Origin of the sequence: Pseudomonas sp. NPDC047961 (genome assembly GCF_050272435.1) — a bacterium.
In the GTDB taxonomy this organism is placed as follows: Bacteria; Pseudomonadota; Gammaproteobacteria; order Pseudomonadales; family Pseudomonadaceae; genus Stutzerimonas.
Genome location: NZ_JBNNMD010000001.1, coordinates 759,086 through 778,530 on the forward strand (window position 1 = coordinate 759,086; position 19,445 = coordinate 778,530).

19 protein-coding genes and 1 pseudogene are annotated in these 19,445 nt (G+C 59.0%); 13 read left to right on the top strand and 7 right to left on the bottom strand.

Annotation, left to right across the window (positions count from 1 at the left end; translation table 11 throughout):
* Positions 1-296 precede the first annotated feature (296 nt).
* From ACQKIK_RS03560 to rpoE, 4 genes are read right to left on the bottom strand one after another with little or no spacing between them, the layout of a single operon-like run.
* Positions 297-746 carry a SoxR reducing system RseC family protein gene (locus tag ACQKIK_RS03560; RefSeq protein WP_127838638.1) on the bottom strand — a complete coding sequence of 150 codons (450 nt, stop codon included), beginning with the start codon at positions 744-746 and terminating at the stop codon, positions 297-299.
* Positions 743-1,684, bottom strand: coding sequence for a MucB/RseB C-terminal domain-containing protein (locus ACQKIK_RS03565; protein WP_127838637.1), 942 nt, complete (start codon positions 1,682-1,684; stop codon positions 743-745). Before ACQKIK_RS03565 ends, ACQKIK_RS03560 begins: the two co-directional genes overlap by 4 nt.
* A gap of 8 nt (positions 1,685-1,692) precedes the next feature.
* Positions 1,693-2,292, bottom strand: coding sequence for a sigma-E factor negative regulatory protein (locus ACQKIK_RS03570; protein ID WP_046162724.1), 600 nt, complete (start codon positions 2,290-2,292; stop codon positions 1,693-1,695).
* 31 nt (positions 2,293-2,323) lie between these two features.
* Complete coding sequence (gene rpoE, locus ACQKIK_RS03575) at positions 2,324-2,905, bottom strand: RNA polymerase sigma factor RpoE/AlgU (RefSeq protein WP_019342233.1); 582 nt, start codon at positions 2,903-2,905, stop codon at positions 2,324-2,326.
* Positions 2,906-3,259: 354 nt separating this feature from the next.
* Between rpoE and nadB the strand changes: the two genes are divergently transcribed.
* Entirely contained in the window at positions 3,260-4,873 is a 1,614-nt protein-coding gene (nadB, locus tag ACQKIK_RS03580) for an L-aspartate oxidase (RefSeq protein WP_241530429.1), read from the top strand.
* On the opposite strand, the gene ACQKIK_RS03585 is transcribed toward nadB, so the two are convergent.
* Together ACQKIK_RS03585 and ACQKIK_RS03590 are read right to left on the bottom strand one after the other, a co-directional pair.
* Entirely contained in the window at positions 4,842-5,297 is a 456-nt protein-coding gene (locus ACQKIK_RS03585) for a protein YgfX (protein WP_241530428.1), read from the bottom strand. The two genes, nadB and ACQKIK_RS03585, sit on opposite strands and share 32 nt — an antisense overlap.
* Entirely contained in the window at positions 5,281-5,535 is a 255-nt protein-coding gene (locus ACQKIK_RS03590; RefSeq protein ID WP_045429345.1) for an FAD assembly factor SdhE, read from the bottom strand. Before ACQKIK_RS03590 ends, ACQKIK_RS03585 begins: the two co-directional genes overlap by 17 nt.
* A gap of 154 nt (positions 5,536-5,689) precedes the next feature.
* On the opposite strand from ACQKIK_RS03590, the gene ygfZ reads away from it, so the two are divergent.
* The 3 genes and pseudogenes from ygfZ to ACQKIK_RS03605 all read left to right on the top strand — a co-directional run bounded on the left by ygfZ (position 5,690) and on the right by ACQKIK_RS03605 (position 8,249).
* Entirely contained in the window at positions 5,690-6,637 is a 948-nt protein-coding gene (gene ygfZ / locus ACQKIK_RS03595; protein ID WP_241530427.1) for a CAF17-like 4Fe-4S cluster assembly/insertion protein YgfZ, read from the top strand.
* 45 nt (positions 6,638-6,682) lie between these two features.
* Positions 6,683-7,519 (top strand): HDOD domain-containing protein, encoded by an 837-nt coding sequence (locus ACQKIK_RS03600; RefSeq protein ID WP_045429349.1) that lies wholly within the window; start codon positions 6,683-6,685, stop codon positions 7,517-7,519.
* Positions 7,520-7,731: 212 nt separating this feature from the next.
* Positions 7,732-8,249 (top strand): annotated as a pseudogene (locus ACQKIK_RS03605) (DUF4142 domain-containing protein).
* A gap of 32 nt (positions 8,250-8,281) precedes the next feature.
* Here the strand turns inward: ACQKIK_RS03605 and ung are convergent.
* Positions 8,282-8,977: a uracil-DNA glycosylase gene (gene ung / locus ACQKIK_RS03610; RefSeq protein ID WP_241530426.1), complete on the bottom strand. Its 696-nt coding sequence runs from the start codon at positions 8,975-8,977 to the stop codon at positions 8,282-8,284.
* A 224-nt stretch (positions 8,978-9,201) separates the two neighbouring features.
* Here ung and ACQKIK_RS03615 point away from each other — a divergent pair, with 224 nt between their 5' ends.
* The 9 genes from ACQKIK_RS03615 (at position 9,202) to nth (ending at position 19,383) form a co-directional block, all read left to right on the top strand.
* Positions 9,202-10,446 carry an ABC transporter substrate-binding protein gene (locus ACQKIK_RS03615; protein ID WP_241530425.1) on the top strand — a complete coding sequence of 415 codons (1,245 nt, stop codon included), beginning with the start codon at positions 9,202-9,204 and terminating at the stop codon, positions 10,444-10,446.
* A 268-nt stretch (positions 10,447-10,714) separates the two neighbouring features.
* The gene (locus ACQKIK_RS03620) at positions 10,715-11,533 is read left to right on the top strand and encodes an enoyl-CoA hydratase (protein WP_127838630.1); all 819 of its coding nucleotides are present in this window, start codon (positions 10,715-10,717) and stop codon (positions 11,531-11,533) included.
* A gap of 772 nt (positions 11,534-12,305) precedes the next feature.
* Complete coding sequence (rsxA, locus tag ACQKIK_RS03625) at positions 12,306-12,890, top strand: electron transport complex subunit RsxA (protein ID WP_019342223.1); 585 nt, start codon at positions 12,306-12,308, stop codon at positions 12,888-12,890.
* The gene (gene rsxB, locus ACQKIK_RS03630) at positions 12,887-13,462 is read left to right on the top strand and encodes an electron transport complex subunit RsxB (protein WP_045429358.1); all 576 of its coding nucleotides are present in this window, start codon (positions 12,887-12,889) and stop codon (positions 13,460-13,462) included. The genes rsxA and rsxB overlap by 4 nt, the downstream gene beginning before the upstream one ends.
* Positions 13,459-16,134, top strand: a complete 2,676-nt coding sequence (gene rsxC / locus ACQKIK_RS03635; protein WP_064481724.1) for an electron transport complex subunit RsxC — start codon at positions 13,459-13,461, stop codon at positions 16,132-16,134. Before rsxB ends, rsxC begins: the two co-directional genes overlap by 4 nt.
* An 83-nt stretch (positions 16,135-16,217) precedes the next feature.
* Positions 16,218-17,246 carry an RnfABCDGE type electron transport complex subunit D gene (locus ACQKIK_RS03640; protein WP_046162731.1) on the top strand — a complete coding sequence of 343 codons (1,029 nt, stop codon included), beginning with the start codon at positions 16,218-16,220 and terminating at the stop codon, positions 17,244-17,246.
* 1 nt (position 17,247) lies between these two features.
* Positions 17,248-18,015: an electron transport complex subunit RsxG gene (rsxG, locus tag ACQKIK_RS03645; RefSeq protein ID WP_499134784.1), complete on the top strand. Its 768-nt coding sequence runs from the start codon at positions 17,248-17,250 to the stop codon at positions 18,013-18,015.
* A complete protein-coding gene (locus ACQKIK_RS03650) occupies positions 18,012-18,725 on the top strand; it encodes an electron transport complex subunit E (protein ID WP_046162733.1) in 714 nt (237 codons plus the stop codon). Before rsxG ends, ACQKIK_RS03650 begins: the two co-directional genes overlap by 4 nt.
* A 19-nt stretch (positions 18,726-18,744) precedes the next feature.
* Complete coding sequence (gene nth, locus ACQKIK_RS03655) at positions 18,745-19,383, top strand: endonuclease III (protein WP_499134786.1); 639 nt, start codon at positions 18,745-18,747, stop codon at positions 19,381-19,383.
* Positions 19,384-19,445: the final 62 nt, after the last annotated feature.

The window sequence follows — 19,445 nt, forward strand, 5'->3', positions numbered from 1 at the left end:
CCTTCCGCCACCGCAACGTGAACACTACTGCTGATAGGCCGATGCGGAAAGGCGGCCGAAGAGCGCGCTTTTTCTGAAGTTAGAGAATACTGTTCGGCGAGCTTGAAGACAGCGGGACTTGCCCGCTCATTGCGCAATACGCGTGGTGAAACTGAACGGTTCTACTGAAATTGCGGGATGACCCAACCTGAGGCTGAGGCAGAACCGATCACTCGGTGCGCAAGTGGATGATGATGTCATCGAGGTGCAGCCTATTATCCTGACAGCCCGCTTGCGAGACGGAATAAACCGCCCGACTACTCAGCCTTAGCAGCCAAAGCCGCACGCAACACGACCGGCTGCAACGCCGGATCGATTGAGGTCTGCTGGCTGCGCTTGCGTACCAGGAGCCAGGCGACCAGAAAGCCGCCTAGCCCAGCAAGCATAACGTACGGCTCGGGAGCCGAAAGCTGGGAAGCGACGACCGCAAAGATGAAAAGCATGATCAGCGGAAAAAGATAGACAAGCACGGCGCCGTGTAGCAACACGCTTTCACGGATACCGACCACAACGGTATCCCCTACGCTAAGCCGAAGATCACACAACGCCAGTATCAAACCACGGCGTTCGCGAATACCAAGCCGATCAACCAGGCCCTGCCCACAGCCACTCCTCACGGAACAACCTGAACAGGTGCTACTGCGCTCCGTCTCAACCCAGACAGCGCCGGGCGCCAATGCAACTACGCGACCTGTCTCCTCGATCATTGCGACGCCTGATCAGCCCCGGCGCGCATGGACAATGCAATTCGCTCCGCCGTGCCTAAAGGGATTTCCCCAATTACAGTAACCATGACATCGCCGCCAGCCGTAGAAATACGCTTCGAAACAGCTACCGTAGGCCCCATTTGGCTGCGCGCGTCTTCAACTACAGCACCGTCCAGGGGCTCGATAAATACCGATACCCGAGCGATACCATCACTATAAGACAACCAAGTGACCGACTCTTTTGAGGCGGGACTCGGACGCACATTTGAGTCGATCAGCTGAAAACCATCCGGCAACCAGTCAGAGCGCCATTTCGTTGGTGTAGCTTCTTTTTGCTCGACAGCAAGCGAGACCGGTTTGCAATCCGTCCCCGCTTCCACATCTGCTGGCTCCGCTGAACCGGGCGCGAAATGCGTGAACTGAAAGCGCTCAAGCAGTTGCCCGCTTTCATCAAGCAACAATGATTTAAGCGGTAGGGACGTTTCTCTATCGAGATGCAGCTCGAAGCCATAGCGGTGCTGGTCCCTAGGACGCACGGCTAGCGCAACCGTGGGTCGCCCTGCGACTCGGGATTCGCCGATCACCTGAAAGCTGTACCACTTGGAAAGTGCCTCCGGCTCCAGCTGGCGCCAAGGCGTGGCTTCCCGCACTTGGGACGCCATATCTTCGGTAGCACACTGGATCTTTCCGTTAACGATCACAACCTCTGCAGCCGGACCATCTAGCTGCAACAGTCGCTCACGCAACTGCTGACCATCTACCAACTGCCAGACAGCATGACTGGAAAAGCTTCCGTTGCGCTCATAGACGAAAGTGCCTTGATAGCTTTGCTTTTTCTCAGCAGCTGCAAGTCGCTGCATCAGGAGATCGGCTTCAGCAGCAAAGGCCGGCATCGATAGCCAGCCTCCGAGCACCACAAACAGCGGTATCACACGCATGTTGTTCCTTAACGATCTTCCATGCTGGCTGCGCGAGCGTAGGGCAGCGCACTTTCCGAACCGCTACCGAAAGCGGCCTGCTGAGCGTGCTGACGAACATAAGCCGGCAACCTCTTTTCATGCCAACTTTCAGGCGAACCTTCCGCCCCCGTCACTTGGGCACCGGGAGCAACCGCGCCCTCACTATAGCCTGCCAGCACGGCTGGCCCCTGGCTAGCTTGCGGCACTGCGATGCTAGGCTGCGCAGCCTGCTGAGCAATCTGCGGCCCGGCAACTTCGCTCTGATTGTACAGGCGTACGCCAGCCAACACAGCGACCGTAACCGATGCCGCGACGGCTAGACGGCCTACATTACGCCAAGCGAAGCGCTGTGGCTTAACCGCAGTGATTTCAGGCTCTTCAGCCAACGCCGCCGACACTGCCGACGCAATATCCAGACGAGGCTCGATCAGCTCCTTGTGCATTGCGGCACGGGCGATCTGATAACGCGACCAAGTCGATCGCATTTCACTGTCGCCCTCTGCAGCGAGCACTCGACGTAATTCCAAATCGTCCGCTTCGTTATCCATCACCGCGGACAGCGATTCATGCAGGGCTTCACGACTCATGGCGGTTCCTCTCTTGGCTATCGCCGCTGTCTCAGGATTCATGCAACAGGGGTTGCAATGCTTTATCGATGGCTTCCCGCGCCCGGAATATCCGTGAGCGGACCGTACCCACCGGACACTGCATAACATTTGCAATGTCTTCATAACTAAGACCATCAAATTCACGCAGTGTTAGAGCCGTGCGTAAATCTTCAGGAAGTTGCTGGATAGTTCTGTGAACTGTGTCCTCAATTTCATCCCTGAGAAGTGCTCGCTCCGGCGACTCAATGTCCTTGAGAGCATGATCTCCCTCATAGAACTCAGCATCCTCGGAACTGACATCGCTGTCAGGCGGCCTCCTTCCTCGAGCCACCAAATGATTCTTTGCCGTGTTAATGGCAATACGGTACAGCCACGTATAAAAAGCACTGTCTCCGCGAAAATTCGCAAGCGCACGATAGGCTTTAATAAAGGCTTCTTGCGCAACATCCTGAGCTTCGTGAGAATCATGTACAAAGCGCACGATCAACCCTAGGATCTTGTGCTGATATTTCAATACCAGCAAATCGAAAGCCCGCTTATCTCCTCGTTGCACTCGCTCGACCAGTTGCTGGTCCTGCTCCTGGGTTAGCATAAACACTCCTCCATGACCCGGAAGGGGTGCTGCGCTCGCCTACGAGCTGACCTGCCAGAATAGACCCGGGCTTTACACAAAAGTTCTCCCCCTCCAAGCAAGCATTCCTGCAACACACCTGACGGCATTGGCGAGCAACGCCGCAAAACGAACCGTTCCGACGGCGCCACCCTGGTATCCACAGCAAAAACCCGCCGCCCACCGAACGATGGCCAGCCGGTCCGCATCCACAACTGTCTATAGAGACAAGCCTGCAAGAAAAGTTCCAAAGCATCCTGCCAAGTCCAACAAGGCCCGCTATTTTGCAGGGGGGCGCACCTATATACTAGGGCTCGCCTCAACGTGAGATTCGAAATGAGCCGACATTATCAATACGACGTTCTTGTCATAGGCAGCGGCGCAGCCGGCTTGACTCTAGCGCTCAACCTGCCGCCCTCGCTCCGGGTTGCGGTACTGAGCAAGGGCGACCTGGCCAATGGCTCCACGTATTGGGCTCAAGGCGGTGTGGCCGCAGTGCTGGACACTACAGACACAATCGAATCCCATGTCGCCGACACCCTCGTCGCCGGTGGCGGGCTATGCAAGGAAGAAGCGGTACGCTTTACAGTGGAACACAGCCGCGAAGCCATCCAGTGGCTGATCGAGCAAGGTGTCCCCTTCACCCGGGACGACGCCGAGCGCGAAGCTGACGGCTTCGAGTACCACCTGACGCGAGAAGGCGGACACAGCCACAGACGCATCATTCATGCTGCCGATGCGACCGGCGCCGCGATTTTCAACACCCTGCTTTCCCGTGCTCATGATCGGGAAAACATCGATCTACTACACCAGCGTGTAGCCGTAGACCTGATCACCGAACGCAAGCTGGGCTTGAACGGTAAGCGTTGCCTTGGCGCTTACGTGCTTGATCGAACAAACGGAGAGGTGGACACCTTCCAGGCAAAATTCACCGTACTCGCGACGGGTGGCGCAGCAAAGGTGTACCTATATACCAGCAACCCAGACGGAGCATGCGGCGACGGCATCGCGATGGCGTGGCGCGCGGGATGCAGGGTGGGCAATCTGGAGTTCAACCAATTTCATCCAACCTGCCTGTACCACCCAAAAGCTAAGAGCTTTCTCATTACCGAGGCATTGCGCGGCGAAGGCGCCGTGCTGAGACTGCCCAGCGGCGAACGCTTCATGCCACGCTTCGACCCGCGTGCGGAACTGGCGCCCCGTGACATCGTAGCCCGTGCGATCGATCATGAAATGAAGCGCCTCGGCATCGACTGCGTCTATCTGGATATCAGCGACAAACCTACAGAATTCATCAAAGCGCATTTTCCGACCGTTTATGAGCGCTGCCTGGAATTCGGTATCGACATTACCTGCGAGCCAATCCCAGTGGTGCCTGCGGCCCACTACACCTGCGGCGGAGTGCTGGTCAATCAGACTGGCAGAACCGACATACCGGGACTGTACGCGATCGGCGAAACCAGCTTCACCGGCTTGCACGGCGCCAACCGAATGGCCAGCAATTCGCTCCTGGAGTGTTTTGTTTACGCTCGCGCCGCAGCCCAAGACATGCTTCGCGAGCTACCCGACGTCACCACTCCCATTGCCTTACCCACGTGGGACGCAACTCAAGTGACAGACTCGGACGAAGACGTGATCATTGCGCACAACTGGGACGAGCTTCGGCGGTTCATGTGGGACTACGTAGGCATCGTTCGCACCACCAAGCGACTGATGCGCGCGCAACACCGGGTTCGCTTGCTGCTTGGAGAAATCGATGAGTTCTACAGTAATTACAAAGTCAGCCGGGACCTCATCGAGCTGCGGAATCTAGCAACGGTTGCAGAGCTGATGATCGGTTCGGCCATGCAACGCAAGGAAAGCCGAGGCCTGCATTTCACGCTGGACTACCCTGACCAGCTGCCGGAAGCGACGGACACTATCCTGGCACCGCCCACCTACGACGACTGAACTTCAACCTGAGCCGCAGACGCCGGTGCTGCTCCGCCGTCATTACCCCTCGCGGAATGCAAAGCCCTCGGGCGAACCAGTCATCTGGCTGCTTGAATCGCAGCACTACGACCAGCGGCAGCGCGATGCTGTCAGGTAGCAACTGCACGGGCTCCCAACCCCTCTCCTGACTCCACAGCGACCACCCCTTTTGATCGTGGCGCAGACCAAGCCATGAGCAACGACGACAAAACAAGAGGCGAGACGGTATCGCCCAGGCAGCGTGCAACACGCAAAGCAGCAACCCGAACATGCGCAGCCAGAATGGTACAGGCAGTATCAATAGCGCGATTACGGCCAGCAGCAGCATCACCAGGTACATAGCTAACAGCGGGCCAGATGCCCGCCAGCGGCATTCGAATGCCTGGCTACTTTGGTTGGACACGGTCAAGAATCATACGGACCATGCAACGTAGATCCTCGTCATCGGGCACGGCGCGCTCCATGAACCAGCCAAACATGTCCTGATCTTCACAGCTCAGCAGTTTGCGATAGCGGCGCTGGTCTTCTTCGTCGAGCTGCGGATAGACCTCCTTGACGAAAGGCACCAGCAGTACATCCAGTTCGAGCATGCCGCGGCGGCTCTGCCAGAACAGACGATTGAGTTCGGATTGTTCGACCATGCAAATGCTCCTGAGTTGAAGCTCGGCATTATAGCGACTGCCGTGAACGGGCGGCACAAGCATTAGTAGGCCTACGGAGTGGCAGCTGGCGCACACTGTATTTCACCGGTGGCCTGTTATGATGCCGATCCGGATTTCTCCACGGCGACTCGTCATGACTGACACTGCTTTTTTCTGCGTTCTGTCGCATGAAGGCATCCTGGCCGTACGCGGCGCGGATGCCAGTAAGTTTCTACAAGGGCAACTGACCTGCAACCTCAATTACCTTGATGACCAGCATTCGAGCCTCGGTGCGCGCTGCACACCCAAGGGACGAATGCAGTCCAGCTTCCGCATCGTGCCGGAGGGCGACGGCTATCTGCTGGCGATGGATCGCGAGCTGGTCCAGCCACAACTCGCCGACCTCGCAAAGTTCGCTGCCTTCTCGAAGTCCAAACTGCATGACGAGAGCGCTGAGTGGGTTCGCTTCGGGCTCAGCGGAGGCGATGGCGCTCTTGTCAGTCTCGGCCTAGATCTTCCCCAGACAGCCGACGTTACGGTCGTCGGGCATGGATTGATCGCCGTACGCCTTAACGATGGCCGTTCCGAACTCTGGACCCATGCGAAAGACGCTGGGACCACCCAACTCCGACTGGCGGCCCAGCTTCCCGAAGCCTCGCTCGATCGTTGGCAGCTCGCTCAGATTCGCGCCGGCATCGGTCAGGTAGTTGCGGCCACTCGCGAGCTGTTCATCCCGCAGATGATCAACCTTCAGGCATTAGGCGGCGTCAGTTTCAAGAAGGGCTGTTACACCGGCCAGGAAATTGTCGCGCGGATGCAATACCTCGGGAAACTGAAGCGCCGCCTGCATCGCCTTGCCGCGCAAAATCACGACGTAGACGTGCCGGCTCCGGGGCTTGAAGTCTACTCCCCGGTGCATGGTTCAAGCGTAGGTGAAGTCGTCATGGCAGCAAGCGCCGAGGGCGCTCTAGAGCTGCTAGCCGTGCTGCAGGAAGATGCCGCGGCGGATGGCCGACTATTTCTCGGCTCCCCGGATGGCCCTCCACTGACTCTGCTGCAGTTGCCCTATACGCTAGACGCGGATCGGGAAATCCAGCGTTAACCATTGCCAGCCACATTCCACACCGAATTATAAGTAAGGAAAGACATGAGCACTCTTGCCGACAAGGTCCAGCAGGCACTTACACAGGCGATCGAAAACGACGAACTGGTCCTGCCGACGCTTCCGGAAGTTGCATTGCGCGTGCGAGAAGCTGCAGAGGATCCGGACGTTAGCATTCCGACGCTGGCCAAGGTGATCGGAAATGACACTGCCCTCACTGCGCGCATCATTAAAGTGGTAAACAGCCCGTTGCTGCGCACCAACAGGGAAATTAACGATCTGCAGATGGCGATCAGCCGCCTCGGCATCAACTACACGTCGAACCTGGCGACCGGCCTGGCGATGGAGCAGATGTTCCAAGCGACTACGGACGTTGTGGATCGCAAGATGCGTGAGGTCTGGAACAAGAGCACAGAGATTGCAGCTATCAGCCATGTGCTTTGCCGTAACTTCACACGCCTCCCAGCCGATCAAGCAACGTTGGCAGGCCTGGTTCACCAGATCGGAGTCCTGCCGATCCTGACCTACGCAGAAGAGCACAGCGCGCTGCTCAGCGATTCGATCAGCCTCAACCATGTTATCGATCGGATCCATCCCATTATCGGGGAAAAGATTCTTCGTGCCTGGGAGTTCCCCGATCCGATCGCCACGGTCCCGGCGCAGTACCTCGATTTTTCCCGAACCTCAGCCAAGGTAGATTACGTCGACATAGTCCAGGTCGCGACGCTGCAGAGCTACATCGGCACCTCGCACCCCTTTACGCAGCTCGACTGGAACCAGATTCCCGCATTCGCCAAGCTCGGTCTTGATCCCAGCACATTGTTGCAAGAGGACGAAGATCTCTCAGCTGCGATGGACGCCGCGATGAGCATGCTTCAGTAAATAGCGCGCGGGTGCCGTCCGGCACCTGCACGTCCTGGTCTCCGCTCAAATACAGCCTCACCGACCGACTGCACCAGCCGACCGTTCGCCTGACACAAGGAACCGCTACCGCGGCTTTTAGTCATTAAATAGACGGCGCTCTTGCCGCATCTTGCTTGCGCTCTTCGCCTATACCTCGGGCTACGAGCTTGTCAGGTTGAAGGAGACTAACGATGAACCGCACGACCAAGACATTCTTTTCCGGTACCGCGGCGCTGCTTTTCAGCGCGGCTGCAAACTTCGCCCTCGCCGCAGAGGGTGAAAACTTCGTAGACGAAGCATCGGCAAAAGGCATCGCCGAAATCGAAGCCGCCAAGCTGGCCATGAGCGAAAGCAAGTCTGAGGACATCAAGACCTTCGCCCAGAAGATGATCGATGATCACACCAAGTCGAACCAGAAACTCGCCGAGCTAGCCCGCCAGCACGAAGACCTCGAAATGTCTGACGATGCCACATTGATGGATCAGGCAAAGGCCATGATTCTTGAACTGCGCGAAGGCGAAAATTTCGATGAGGCCTATGCCAACAATCAGGTCGTAGCTCATGAGCAAACCATCGAGCTTTATCGTGAGTACGCCAAAAACGGTGAGAACCCGAGCTCAAGAAGTACGCCGAGTCGACTTTGAACACACTGGAGCAGCACCTGAACAAGGCTCAGGAGCTGGCCTCAAAGCACGGCGAACAACAGTAAACCTATCCTGTCGGCGGCGCCGTGAGCGCCGCTCAGACTGACTCCGGCAACTTCCAATCAATTGGCTCCAAGCCCCGCTGCTTAAGAAATTGGTTGGCCCGGCTGAAATGGCCGTTACCGATGAATCCCCGATGCGCCGAGAGCGGCGAGGGATGGACTGACTTCAGCAAGAGATGCCGGGTCGGATCAATCAGCTTCGCTTTGCTCTGAGCATGGGCGCCCCACAGCAAGAAAACCACGTCGGACCGCTTTTCGCTTATCACTTCGATGATCCGATCGGTCAGGCGCTGCCAGCCCATCTTCGCGTGCGATCCGGCCACTCCCTGTTCCACGGTCAATGAGGTGTTGAGCATCAGCACGCCTTGATCCGCCCAATGCTGAAGGTAGCCGTGGCTGGGTATGTCCAGATTCAGATCACGCTTGACTTCCTTGAAGATGTTCTGCAATGACGGCGGCGGCGCGACGCCTGGCTGCACTGAAAAACATAACCCGTGCGCCTGGCCCGCGCCGTGATAGGGGTCCTGCCCCAGAATCACAACGCGAACACGCTCCAACGGAGTGGAATTCAAAGCCTGGAAAATCATGGGGCCCGGCGGATAGATCACCTTTCCAGCCGCCTTCTCACGACGCAGAAACTCTCCCAGCTGCTTCATATACGGCTGCTCGAACTCATCCTGCAGAGCCGCTTTCCAGCTGTTTTCAAGTTTGACGCGATCACCTGGATTCATGGCGTTGCCCTGATCTGCCGAGGCGCCGAACCCTAAGCAAAGGTTCCAGCAGAGTCAATGCGTCCACCGGAACCGGCTCAAACCGCCACTCAGGCTTAGAAAATGTCGGCTACCTCACAGCTACGCGAAAGACTGGCCAGCTACGACCAATGAGTGCGTGACGTATAGCCGCAGCGCGCAGTAAAAAGCCTCTCGCCAATAAAAAATACAACAAGGAACCTGCAATGAAACGGACTACGCTCCTTGCTCTAGGGCTGGGGTTCTGTCTGGCAGTTGAAGCTGCCGATCCGATCACCCTCGGCCTCAACTACCCTCGCACCGGTAGCTACAAAGAAGAAGGGCTTTCCCAAATGCGTGGGGCCCTCCTGGCGGTCGACGAAATCAACGCCAGGGGCGGCGTACTGGGCAGGCCGCTCCAGCTAGCCACCCGCAACTCCGCATCAAGACCCGAGAAGGCCGTTGCCAATGTCGACAAGCTGGCCGATGAGGGCGCCGTCATGCTGTTCGGTGGCGCCTCTAGCGCGGTCGCTATCGCCGCAGGCAAGCGCGCCAAGGAGCGCGGCTTGCTCTATTTCGGCACCCTCACTTATTCCAATGACACCACGGGCAAAGATGCCCATCGCTACATGTTTCGCGAATGCAACAACGCCTGGATGAGCGCGCAGGTGCTGGGCCAGTATCTGAACAAGCATTTGCCGAACAAACGCTACTTCTACATCACCTCTGATTACACCTGGGGCCATACCAGCGAAAGCTCGCTACGCCAGGCCACCGGCACGCAGAACAGCAGTCAGCACCCCGGCATCAAAACGGCGTTTCCCGGCGCCCGCCTCTCCGACTATCGTGAAGCCCTGACCCAGGTCGCCAGTAGCGACGCCGAAGTCTTGGTGCTGGTGCTGTTCGGTGAAGACCTGGTCCGTGCGATGCGGATCGCCGACGAGCTCGGTCTGAACAAGAGAATGCAGGTCGCGGTCCCCAACCTGACGCTAAGCATGGTTGAAACAGCAGGTCCTGACATCATGCGTGGCGTACTGGGTACCGAGCCCTGGACTTGGCGCGTCCCAGAACTGGAAGGCTCCGTCGCCGGCAAACAGTTCGTGCAGAACTACGACGAGCGATACCAGACCCACCCGTCGAGCTCGGCCGCCTCCGCCTACAGCATCGTCTATCAGTGGGCCGACGCGGCGACGCGTGCCCGCAGCCTCGACAGCGAGCGCATCATCGCTGCGCTCGAGGGTCATCGCTACAGCTTGCTCAAAGGCGAACAAGAGTGGCGCCCCTTCGATCACCAGAACGTGCAGACGGTATACGCGGTAAAGGTCAAGCCTCGCGAAGAGGTGCTCAAGGACCGCTTCAAGCAAGACTACTTCGAGATCGTCCACCGCCTCACCGGAGAGCAGGCTGCCCCGTCGCTTGCCGAATGGCAGGCTGAGCGCCGGGCTGGCGGACAGGCTCTGGCCCTCCAGTAACCAGGCAAAAATGAGCGGCTCTGGAAAGCCAGGCCGCTCCAGACCTCGTCACGCGCGCCCTCTCGCTTTGCGCCGCATCAGCGACATCCTCCTCCCAGACCGGTGGCTGTCACGCCGCTCCAACGCCTCGCCAGATCGAAACGATTGCAACTAGACTTGGCTGAAGGGCGAGCCCTGTTGCCGATGTTTGGCCTGTAGTGCATGCCAGCCCAGGCATTAAATGCAGACGAGTCGCAGGCATTCGATACCGACGAGGATGATCATCACCATGAGCAATGCAGTCGAACCCTACAAGTCTGGATTTTTTGACCTGACCCACAAGCTAACCGTGGAAAAGCACGGGCATACCGCGCTGATCACTATCAACCATCCACCCGCCAATACCTGGGACCGTGAGTCGTTGATCGGCCTCAAACAAGTCGTCGAGCATCTGAACCATGACGACGAGGTCTATGCACTGGTGATCACCGGCCAGGGCGAAAAGTTCTTCAGCGCTGGCGCCGACCTCAAGCTCTTTGCCGATGGCGACCGCACCCGCGCACGGGAGATGGCGAAGCGTTTCGGCGAAGCCTTCGAGGCCCTTCGGAGCTTTCGTGGGGTATCCATAGCTGCCATCAACGGTTTCGCGCTTGGCGGGGGGCTGGAATGTGCATTGGCATGCGACATCCGCATCGTTGAACAACAGGCCCAACTGGGACTACCGGAAGCATCGGTTGGCCTGCTGCCCTGCGCGGGTGGTACGCAGGCACTCGCATGGCTAGTGGGTGAAGGCTGGGCTAAGCGGATAATTCTCTGCGGTGAACGCGTTACGGCGGATACGGCTCAGCGGATCGGCCTGGTAGAGCAGGTAGTGGAATCCGGAGAGGCGCGTGGGCACGCACTTCTGCTCGCCTCTCGCGTGGCGCGTCAGAGCCCGGTTGCCGTTCGCGCCATTAAACCGCTGATTGACTCAATGCACAGTCGCGGCCCAGCACACTTCGCAGCCGCAGAACGTGAAGCCTTTGTCGATTTGTTCGATGCCGACGACACGCTCGAAGGGGTCAATGCCTTTCTGGAAAAACGTGATCCTCGCTGGAGAAACCGTTGACCTCGACCTTATGACACAGAGGCAGCTTGAAGGCGACTAGCCAGCAAGAATCGACCAGCGCCGCGTGTGACGGTCAAGTGCAGCGGCGCGGTACTTATTAGCGGCGGTAGTGTCGACCGTCGAAATCGCGCCGTTGATGCATCCGGTAGTCGCGCCCATCGCGGACTAGCGGTGGCCGGCCAAAGTTTCTCGAGTGATCACGCTCCCAACGCGATGGGCTATCGAATCTGGACCGCCGATCGTCTTTCCACCGCTGCGGCTGGCGAATCTCGCTCCGTCGCCCATGGTCCCAGTGATGCCGATCCGACCCACGGTGTCGATCGTAGTACTGCGGTGGAAGCTGCCCCTGATAGCGAGGCGGCAGATTCTGGGGATATTGCCGGTGTTGAGGGTATGGACTGCGCGGGTCGTACTGGTATGCGCGGCTTTCGACGCGATAACTGCCGCCATCAGGTTGATAGACCCACACGCCGCCCCGAGACTCAGCACATGCTTGGGCGCCGAAACCGAGCCCCAGCAGCAAAACCGCTATTCGCAACTTCATCGAGCACCTCCATGGGCCGCCCCGCCTGGGAGTTGCGGCCTCGATTAATCAGACCACAGCAAATGTTAGGCTGGCATCCAAACGGACGGTTGATGCATTTCCATATGTGTCACCGAACCGAGGGCAGAGTCGAAGCCACATCACGTCGCGGCCTTGTACGGCTGCCGCCGCTTCCCGATAATAGCGGCCTTTTAGCCTCGGCTCATGCAGAGCGCACAGGAATCCGCGATGACCGAACTCGCTCTGATCATGGTTAGCGCCATTCTGGTCAATAACTTCGTACTGGTGCAGTTTCTCGGTCTGTGTCCGTTCATGGGCGTTTCGAAAAAAATCGAAACGGCCATTGGTCTTTCGTTGGCGACGACCTTTGTGCTGACGCTGGCAGCCATGTGCAGTTACATCGTTCAGCAGTACGTCCTGAAGCCGCTAGATCTCGAGTTCCTTCGCACCATCAGCTTCATCCTGGTGATCGCTGTGGTGGTGCAGTTCACCGAGATGGTGGTGAACAAGACCAGTCCCCTGCTGTACCGCGTGCTGGGCATCTTCCTGCCGTTGATCACTACCAACTGCATTGTGCTCGGCGTCGCGCTGCTGAATGCCAACAAATCCGAATTCACCTTTCTAACCGCTACGGCGAACGGATTTGCCGCAGGCCTGGGCTTTTCTCTGGTGCTGGTGCTGTTTGCGGCCATGCGTGAGCGCATCGCCATCGCCGACGTTCCCAGGTCGTTCCAGGGCGCAGCCATCGGGATGGTCACGGCCGGCTTGATGTCGCTGGCGTTCATGGGCTTCAGTGGGTTGATCAAACTATGAGTCTGGTCGTGATCGCCGTGCTTGCCCTCCTCGCGCTGTGCCTAGTGTGCGGAGCCATTCTCGGCTTCGCCGCGGTGCGTTTTCGCGTCGAAGGCGACCCGATCGCCGAACAGATCAATGCACTGCTTCCGCAGACGCAGTGCGGCCAGTGCGGCTATCCAGGCTGCAAACCTTACGCCGAGGCGATTGCAGGCGGCGACAAGATCAACAAGTGCCCACCCGGTGGCGAATCGACTATCCAGGCATTGGCTGACCTGCTTGATGTCGAGCCCGAACCGCTGGATGCCGTGGAGGGTGAGGTGCCGCCGCGTGTCGCCTATATCCGCGAAGCCGAATGTATCGGCTGCACCAAGTGCATTCAGGCTTGCCCGGTGGATGCCATCGTCGGCGCCGCCAAGCAGATGCATACCGTCATCGTCTCCGAGTGCACCGGCTGCGACCTCTGTGTGGAGCCGTGCCCGGTGGATTGCATAGACATGATTGAACTGGGCAGCAACCTGCAGAGCTGGAAGTGGGACCAACCCTTGATGCCAGGCCAATTGATCGCCAGTGATCGGGAGCAGGCCGCATGACCTCGCTGAACGTCTGGGATATCCATGGCGGCATACACCCGCCGGAGTGTAAGGATCTATCCAACCGCACGCCGATCCAGCTGCCGCCGCTCCCAGCTCGACTGGTTGTTCCGCTGGCCCAACATATCGGTGCGCCTGCCGAGCCATGTGTTGTGCTGGGTGAGCGTGTGCTCAAGGGGCAGAAGATCGCCGAGGCCGCTGGCTTCGTCAGTGTGCCGGTACACGCCCCGACGTCTGGCACAGTGAGTTTCATCGGTCCCCAGCCCTACCCTCACGTATCGGGAATGCTCAGCGCTGCCATTGCGATTGACAGCGACGGTCAAGACGAATGGATCGAACTGCAGCCGCAACCGGACTACCGGACAATGCAGCCCGACCAGCTGCTGGAACAAATCCGTCAGGCAGGCATCAGTGGCCTCGGTGGCGCTGGCTTCCCTACAGCCGTTAAGCTGAACGGCCCGCCCCCCGGAAAAATTCGTGCTCTGATCATCAATGGAACCGAATGCGAGCCTTACATCACTGCCGACGACATGTTGATGCGGGAGAAAGCCCATGAGCTTGTCACGGGGATCGAGATACTCGTTCATCTGATCCAGCCAGAGCAGGTCCTAATCGGCATCGAGAACAACAAACCAGAGGCGATCGAAGCCGTTCGCACGGCAGTGGGCGAGCGTGGATTCCTGGTCAAGGTATTTCCTACCAAGTACCCCTCGGGTGGCGAAAAGCAGCTCATCCAGATCCTCACCGGCGAAGAGGTGCCGAGCGGCGGCTTACCGGCCGACATCGGTATGCTCTGCCAGAACGTCGGCACCTGCGTGGCCATTCATGATGCCGTGCTGTTAGGCAAGCCACTCATCTCGCGCGTCACCACCCTTACCGGCGAAGCGCTGGCACGCCCCATGAACGTCGAGGCGTTGATCGGTACGCCAGTGGCAAACCTTCTCACCTTTGCCGGTCTCGACCAGAACCGGCTCAACCGGCTGATCATGGGCGGACCGATGATGGGCTTCACCCTGCCGTCGGTGGACGTGCCAGTGATCAAGACCACCAACTGCTTACTCGCCAGCACGCTTGCGGAGCTGCCTCCGCCACCACCAGCGCTGCCATGCATTCGCTGCGGCGAGTGTGCAGAGGTCTGCCCGGCGAGTCTGTTACCGCAACAGCTGCACTTCTTCGCGCTGGGCCAGGAGCACGAGCAGCTCAAGGCCTACAACCTGTTCGACTGCATCGAGTGTGGCGCCTGTGCCTACGTCTGCCCGTCGAGTATCCCGCTGGTGCAGTACTACCGCGCCGCCAAAGGCGAAATCCGCGAACTGGAGCAGAAGCAACAGAAAGCGGAGCACTCCAAGCAGCGCTTCGAGCTGCGCCAGGAGCGCCTGCGCCGTGCCGAAGAGCAGAAGGAGGCGGACCGTAAGGCCCGCGCCGAGCGCGCCGCAAAGGCCAAGGCAGCGCAGGCCGAGGCCAGCTCCGCACCGAATCAGGACGACCCGGTCGCCCGCGTCCAGGCGCAGAAGGCGGGCCTGTCTGAACAGCAGAAGAAGCTTAAGATTGAAGCCAGCATGGCCCAGGTCGCGCTGAAAAAAGCTGAAAAGCAGCTCGCCATCCATGCGACGCCCGAACTGGAAGCGCAGGTTGCTGAGTTACGCACCGCGGCTGCCAGCGCGCAGAAGGCACTGAACGAAGCCGCCAGTGCTACGGACAGTCCCACCGCAGCATCGCCGGTCAACGACGAGGCTGCCAAAAAAACCAAGAGCGAAGCCGCGATGCTGCGAGCACAGGTCCGTAAGCTGGAGAAGCTCGACTCACGTGATGCTGAGCAGGACACCGAGCTGAGCCGCCTCAAGGCCCAGCTGACCGAAGCGGAGAAAACACTAGCTGCGGTGCAGGACGCCACGCCTGCGACTCCAGCCAAACCCGCCAACGACGACACCGCAAAGAAGGCCAAGATCGAAGCCGCGATGTTGCGCGCACAGATCCGCAAGCTGGAAAAGCTCGAAACGCGCAATACCGACCAGGACGCCGAACTGAGCCGTTTGCGGGATCAACTTATCGACGCGGAGAACGCTTTGGCGGCGGTTCAGGATTCCACGCCTGCGCCTTCAGCCAAGCCCACCAGCGACGACGCCGCAAAGAAGGCCAAGATCGAGGCTGCCATGCTGCGGGCGCAGGTTCGAAAGCTGGAGAAGATCGAAACCAGAGATGCCGAGCAGGAGGCAGAGCTGAGCCGCTTGCGGTCGCAGCTGGCCGAGGCCGAAGCCGCGCTTGAACCCGCAACGCAAAACACGGCGGCCGCCAAAACCAAAACGCCTGGCGAAGAGGCGCTCAAGAAAGCCAAGATCGAGTTGGCGATGAAACGCGCCGAGCTCAAAAAAGCCGAACAAGCCGGCGCCGAAGAGGCGCAGCTGAGCAAGCTGCGCGATGGGCTGGCCAGTGCGGAGCATGCGCTTCATGAGGCGGAAGCGCAGTCCGGTAAGCCAGCACCAGAATTGGTACGCACAGACAAGCAACCCATAGACGACCAGACTCGCGCCTTCAAGACAGAAGTTGCGTTTGCGCGGGCCGATTTGCGCAAGCTTGAGCGCGACGACAACAGCGAAGCCGAGGCCGTCGAACGCGCCCGAGCACGTTTGAGCGAAGCCGAGCAAAAACTACAGGAACACACCCAATCGTAAGGAACAACGCCGTCGGCGCTGTTTTCGGGATCGCAACGATCAGCTCTTGATCAGGATTCCTTTCGAACATCAACGGAGAGCCAATGGCCCTGCCCCGAATGACCTCGCCGCACACCAAGGGGAGCAACCGCACTCAGCGCGTCATGTTGCTAGTCCTGGCGGCAACCCTGCCCGGCGTGATCGCCCTGACTTGGCTGTATGGCGCCGGAACGCTGATTAACCTGATTTGGGCCAGTGCTGTCGCGCTCGGCAGTGAAGCACTGATACTTCGGCTGAGGCAACGTCCGGTCCAGTTCTTCCTGCGCGACGGCAGCGCATTGGTTACGGCAGTCCTGCTAGCGCTGGCATTGCCGCCGTACTCGCCGTGGTGGCTGACGTTGATCGCCACCGGCAGCGCCATCGTACTTGGCAAGCAGCTCTACGGCGGCCTTGGCCAGAACCCCTTCAACCCGGCGATGATCGGCTATGTGGTGGTGCTGGTCTCCTTTCCTGTGGAAATGACGACTTGGCCTGTGCCACATACGGTCGGTCTGAGCGCCGGCCTGCAACACATCCTCGGCATCGCCTCGCTACCGGACGGCTGGACACAAGCCACCGCGCTCGATGTGCTCAAGGTAAACAAGAGTCTCACTGTCGATGAGCTCTGGGCCAACCCCGCGTTCGGCCACTTCGGCGGCATTGGCTCGGAAGTAGTCAATCTCGCATTTCTTGCCGGCGGCCTGTTCCTCTTGCACAAACGCTTATTCACCTGGCATGCGCCTATTGGCATGCTTGCAGCGTTGGCAATCATGAGCCTCCTGTTCTGGAACGGGTCAGGTTCCGATAGCCATGGTTCACCACTGTTCCACCTGCTCAGCGGCGCCACCATGCTCGGTGCCTTTTTCATCGTCACCGATCCGGTGAGCAGTGCAACCAGCAACCAGGGACGGCTGATTTTCGGTGCTGGCGTCGGCATTCTCGTTTATGTCATTCGCGCCTGGGGCGGCTATCCGGACGCAGTGGCCTTCGCCGTGCTGCTGATGAACCTGTCGGCTCCCACCATCGATTACTACACCCGTCCGCGAACCTATGGCCACCGCAAGGCCGAGCGCGGCTTCAAGCTGGGCGAATGACATGATCATCCCTGAACTCAGTCGCTCGATGCTTAAGAACAGCCTGGTGCTGGGGCTGTTCGCCATTTTCACCGTTGGCGGCGTGACCCTGCTCCAGCAGTTCACGGCAGAACGCATTCAAGCCTCGGAGCGCGCCGAGCAATTACGCGCCCTGAACCAAATTCTCCCGAAAGACAGCTACGACAATCAGCTGCTCGATAGCAGCGTCGATGTACAGGATCCGCTGCTCGGCACGCGGCAGGCCATGCCGGCCTATATCGCAACGAAGAACGGCCAGCCAAGCGCGGTGATCCTGCAAGCCATTGCGCCGGATGGTTACAGCGGCGCGATCCACCTGCTCATAGGCGTGCAGGCCGACGGGCGGATTGCCGGCGTGCGCGTGGTCGCGCATCGGGAAACACCCGGTCTGGGGGACAAGATCGAACTGGCCAAGAGTCCCTGGATACGCAGTTTCGAAAACCGTTCGTTGAATAATCCGGAGGCCTCAGGCTGGGCCGTCAAAAAGGATCGTGGCGAGTTCGATCAGTTCGCTGGGGCCACCATCACCCCGCGTGCCGTAGTCGGCGCGGTCCATCGGGCCCTGCAGTATTTCAAGGCTCACAAGCAGGAGCTGCTCGCCACCGATACGGCTCCGATAGCAGCCGAGGCAGCGCTTGAAAACGAGGTCGAGCCCGACGAGGTCACCACACATTCACGGGCCGGCGCCGCCGCGACCCGCGATACGTTGCAGATCAACGATCCGCAAACCGAGCAGGACCGAGGCCAATGAGCAATCCAAGCTACCGCGAACTGAGCATCAATGGCCTGTGGAAGAACAACCCTGCGCTCGTCCAACTCCTAGGGCTGTGCCCGCTGCTCGGCGTGAGCAACTCTGCGGTCAATGCGCTCGGGCTCGGGCTCGCCACTGCCCTGGTGTTGATCTGCTCGAACGTCGGCGTTTCGCTGGTACGTGGCGTAGTCAACACCGCGGTGCGGCTGCCCGCCTTCGTGATGATCATCGCGGCATTGACGACCTGTATCGAGCTGCTCATGCAGGCCTATACCTACGAGCTTTATCAGATACTGGGCATCTTCATCCCGCTGATTACGACAAACTGCGTCATCCTCGGCCGTGCCGACGGTTTTGCCGCCAAGCACAACCCACTGATTGCAGGCTTTGACGGGTTGCTGATGGGGCTCGGGTTTGCACTGGTGCTTGTGGCGCTGGGCGGCCTGCGCGAGCTGGTAGGCACCGGCGCGGTGTTTGCCAACATGCAGCTATTGTTCGGCCCGATTGCGGCCGACTGGCAATTGACGCTGGTCAGTGACTATAAGGGCTTCCTGTTGGCCATCCTGCCCCCCGGCGCCTTCATCGTGCTCGGCCTGCTGATCGCCCTGAAAAACCGTATCGACGAGCATTTAACCGAGCGCGCCAGGGCGACGCAGCCAGATGCGCCTGTCCAGAGCCGGCGTGTGCGTGTCACTGGGGTAATCGAATGATGCTGGATGGGTTGCTGTAATGAATGCTGCTAAACGCCTGGAGATCTTTCGCCGGCTTCATGAAGACAATCCGGAGCCAAAGACTGAGCTCGCCTACAGCACGCCGTTCGAGCTGTTGATAGCTGTGATTCTTTCGGCGCAGGCCACTGATGTCGGCGTTAACAAAGCAACAGCGAAGCTCTACCCAGTCGCCAACACCCCCGAAGCTATCTATGCGCTTGGCTATGAAGGTCTGTGCAGCTATATCAAGACCATCGGTCTATACCCGAGCAAGGCGAAGAACGTACTCGAGACCTGCCGCATCCTCATTGAGCAGCACGACAGCCAGGTTCCTGACAATCGCGAGGCCCTCGAGGCGCTACCGGGTGTCGGGCGCAAGACGGCCAATGTGGTGCTCAATACTGCGTTTCGCCAGTTCACTATGGCGGTCGACACCCACATTTTTCGCGTCGCCAACCGCACAAATATTGCTCCTGGCAAAAACGTGCTGGAGGTCGAGCGCAAGCTGGTCAAATTCGTGCCGAAGGATTATCTGCTCGACGCCCATCACTGGCTGATCCTGCACGGACGCTACGTCTGCAAGGCGCGCAAGCCACAATGTGGCAGCTGCCGGATCGAGGACCTCTGCGAGTACAAGCACAAAACGTCGGACGATTGAGCGGCCAATGGGAAAACCTATCGCGCGATTGAAAAAATCTTTTTTACGGCCTCCTCTTTTGT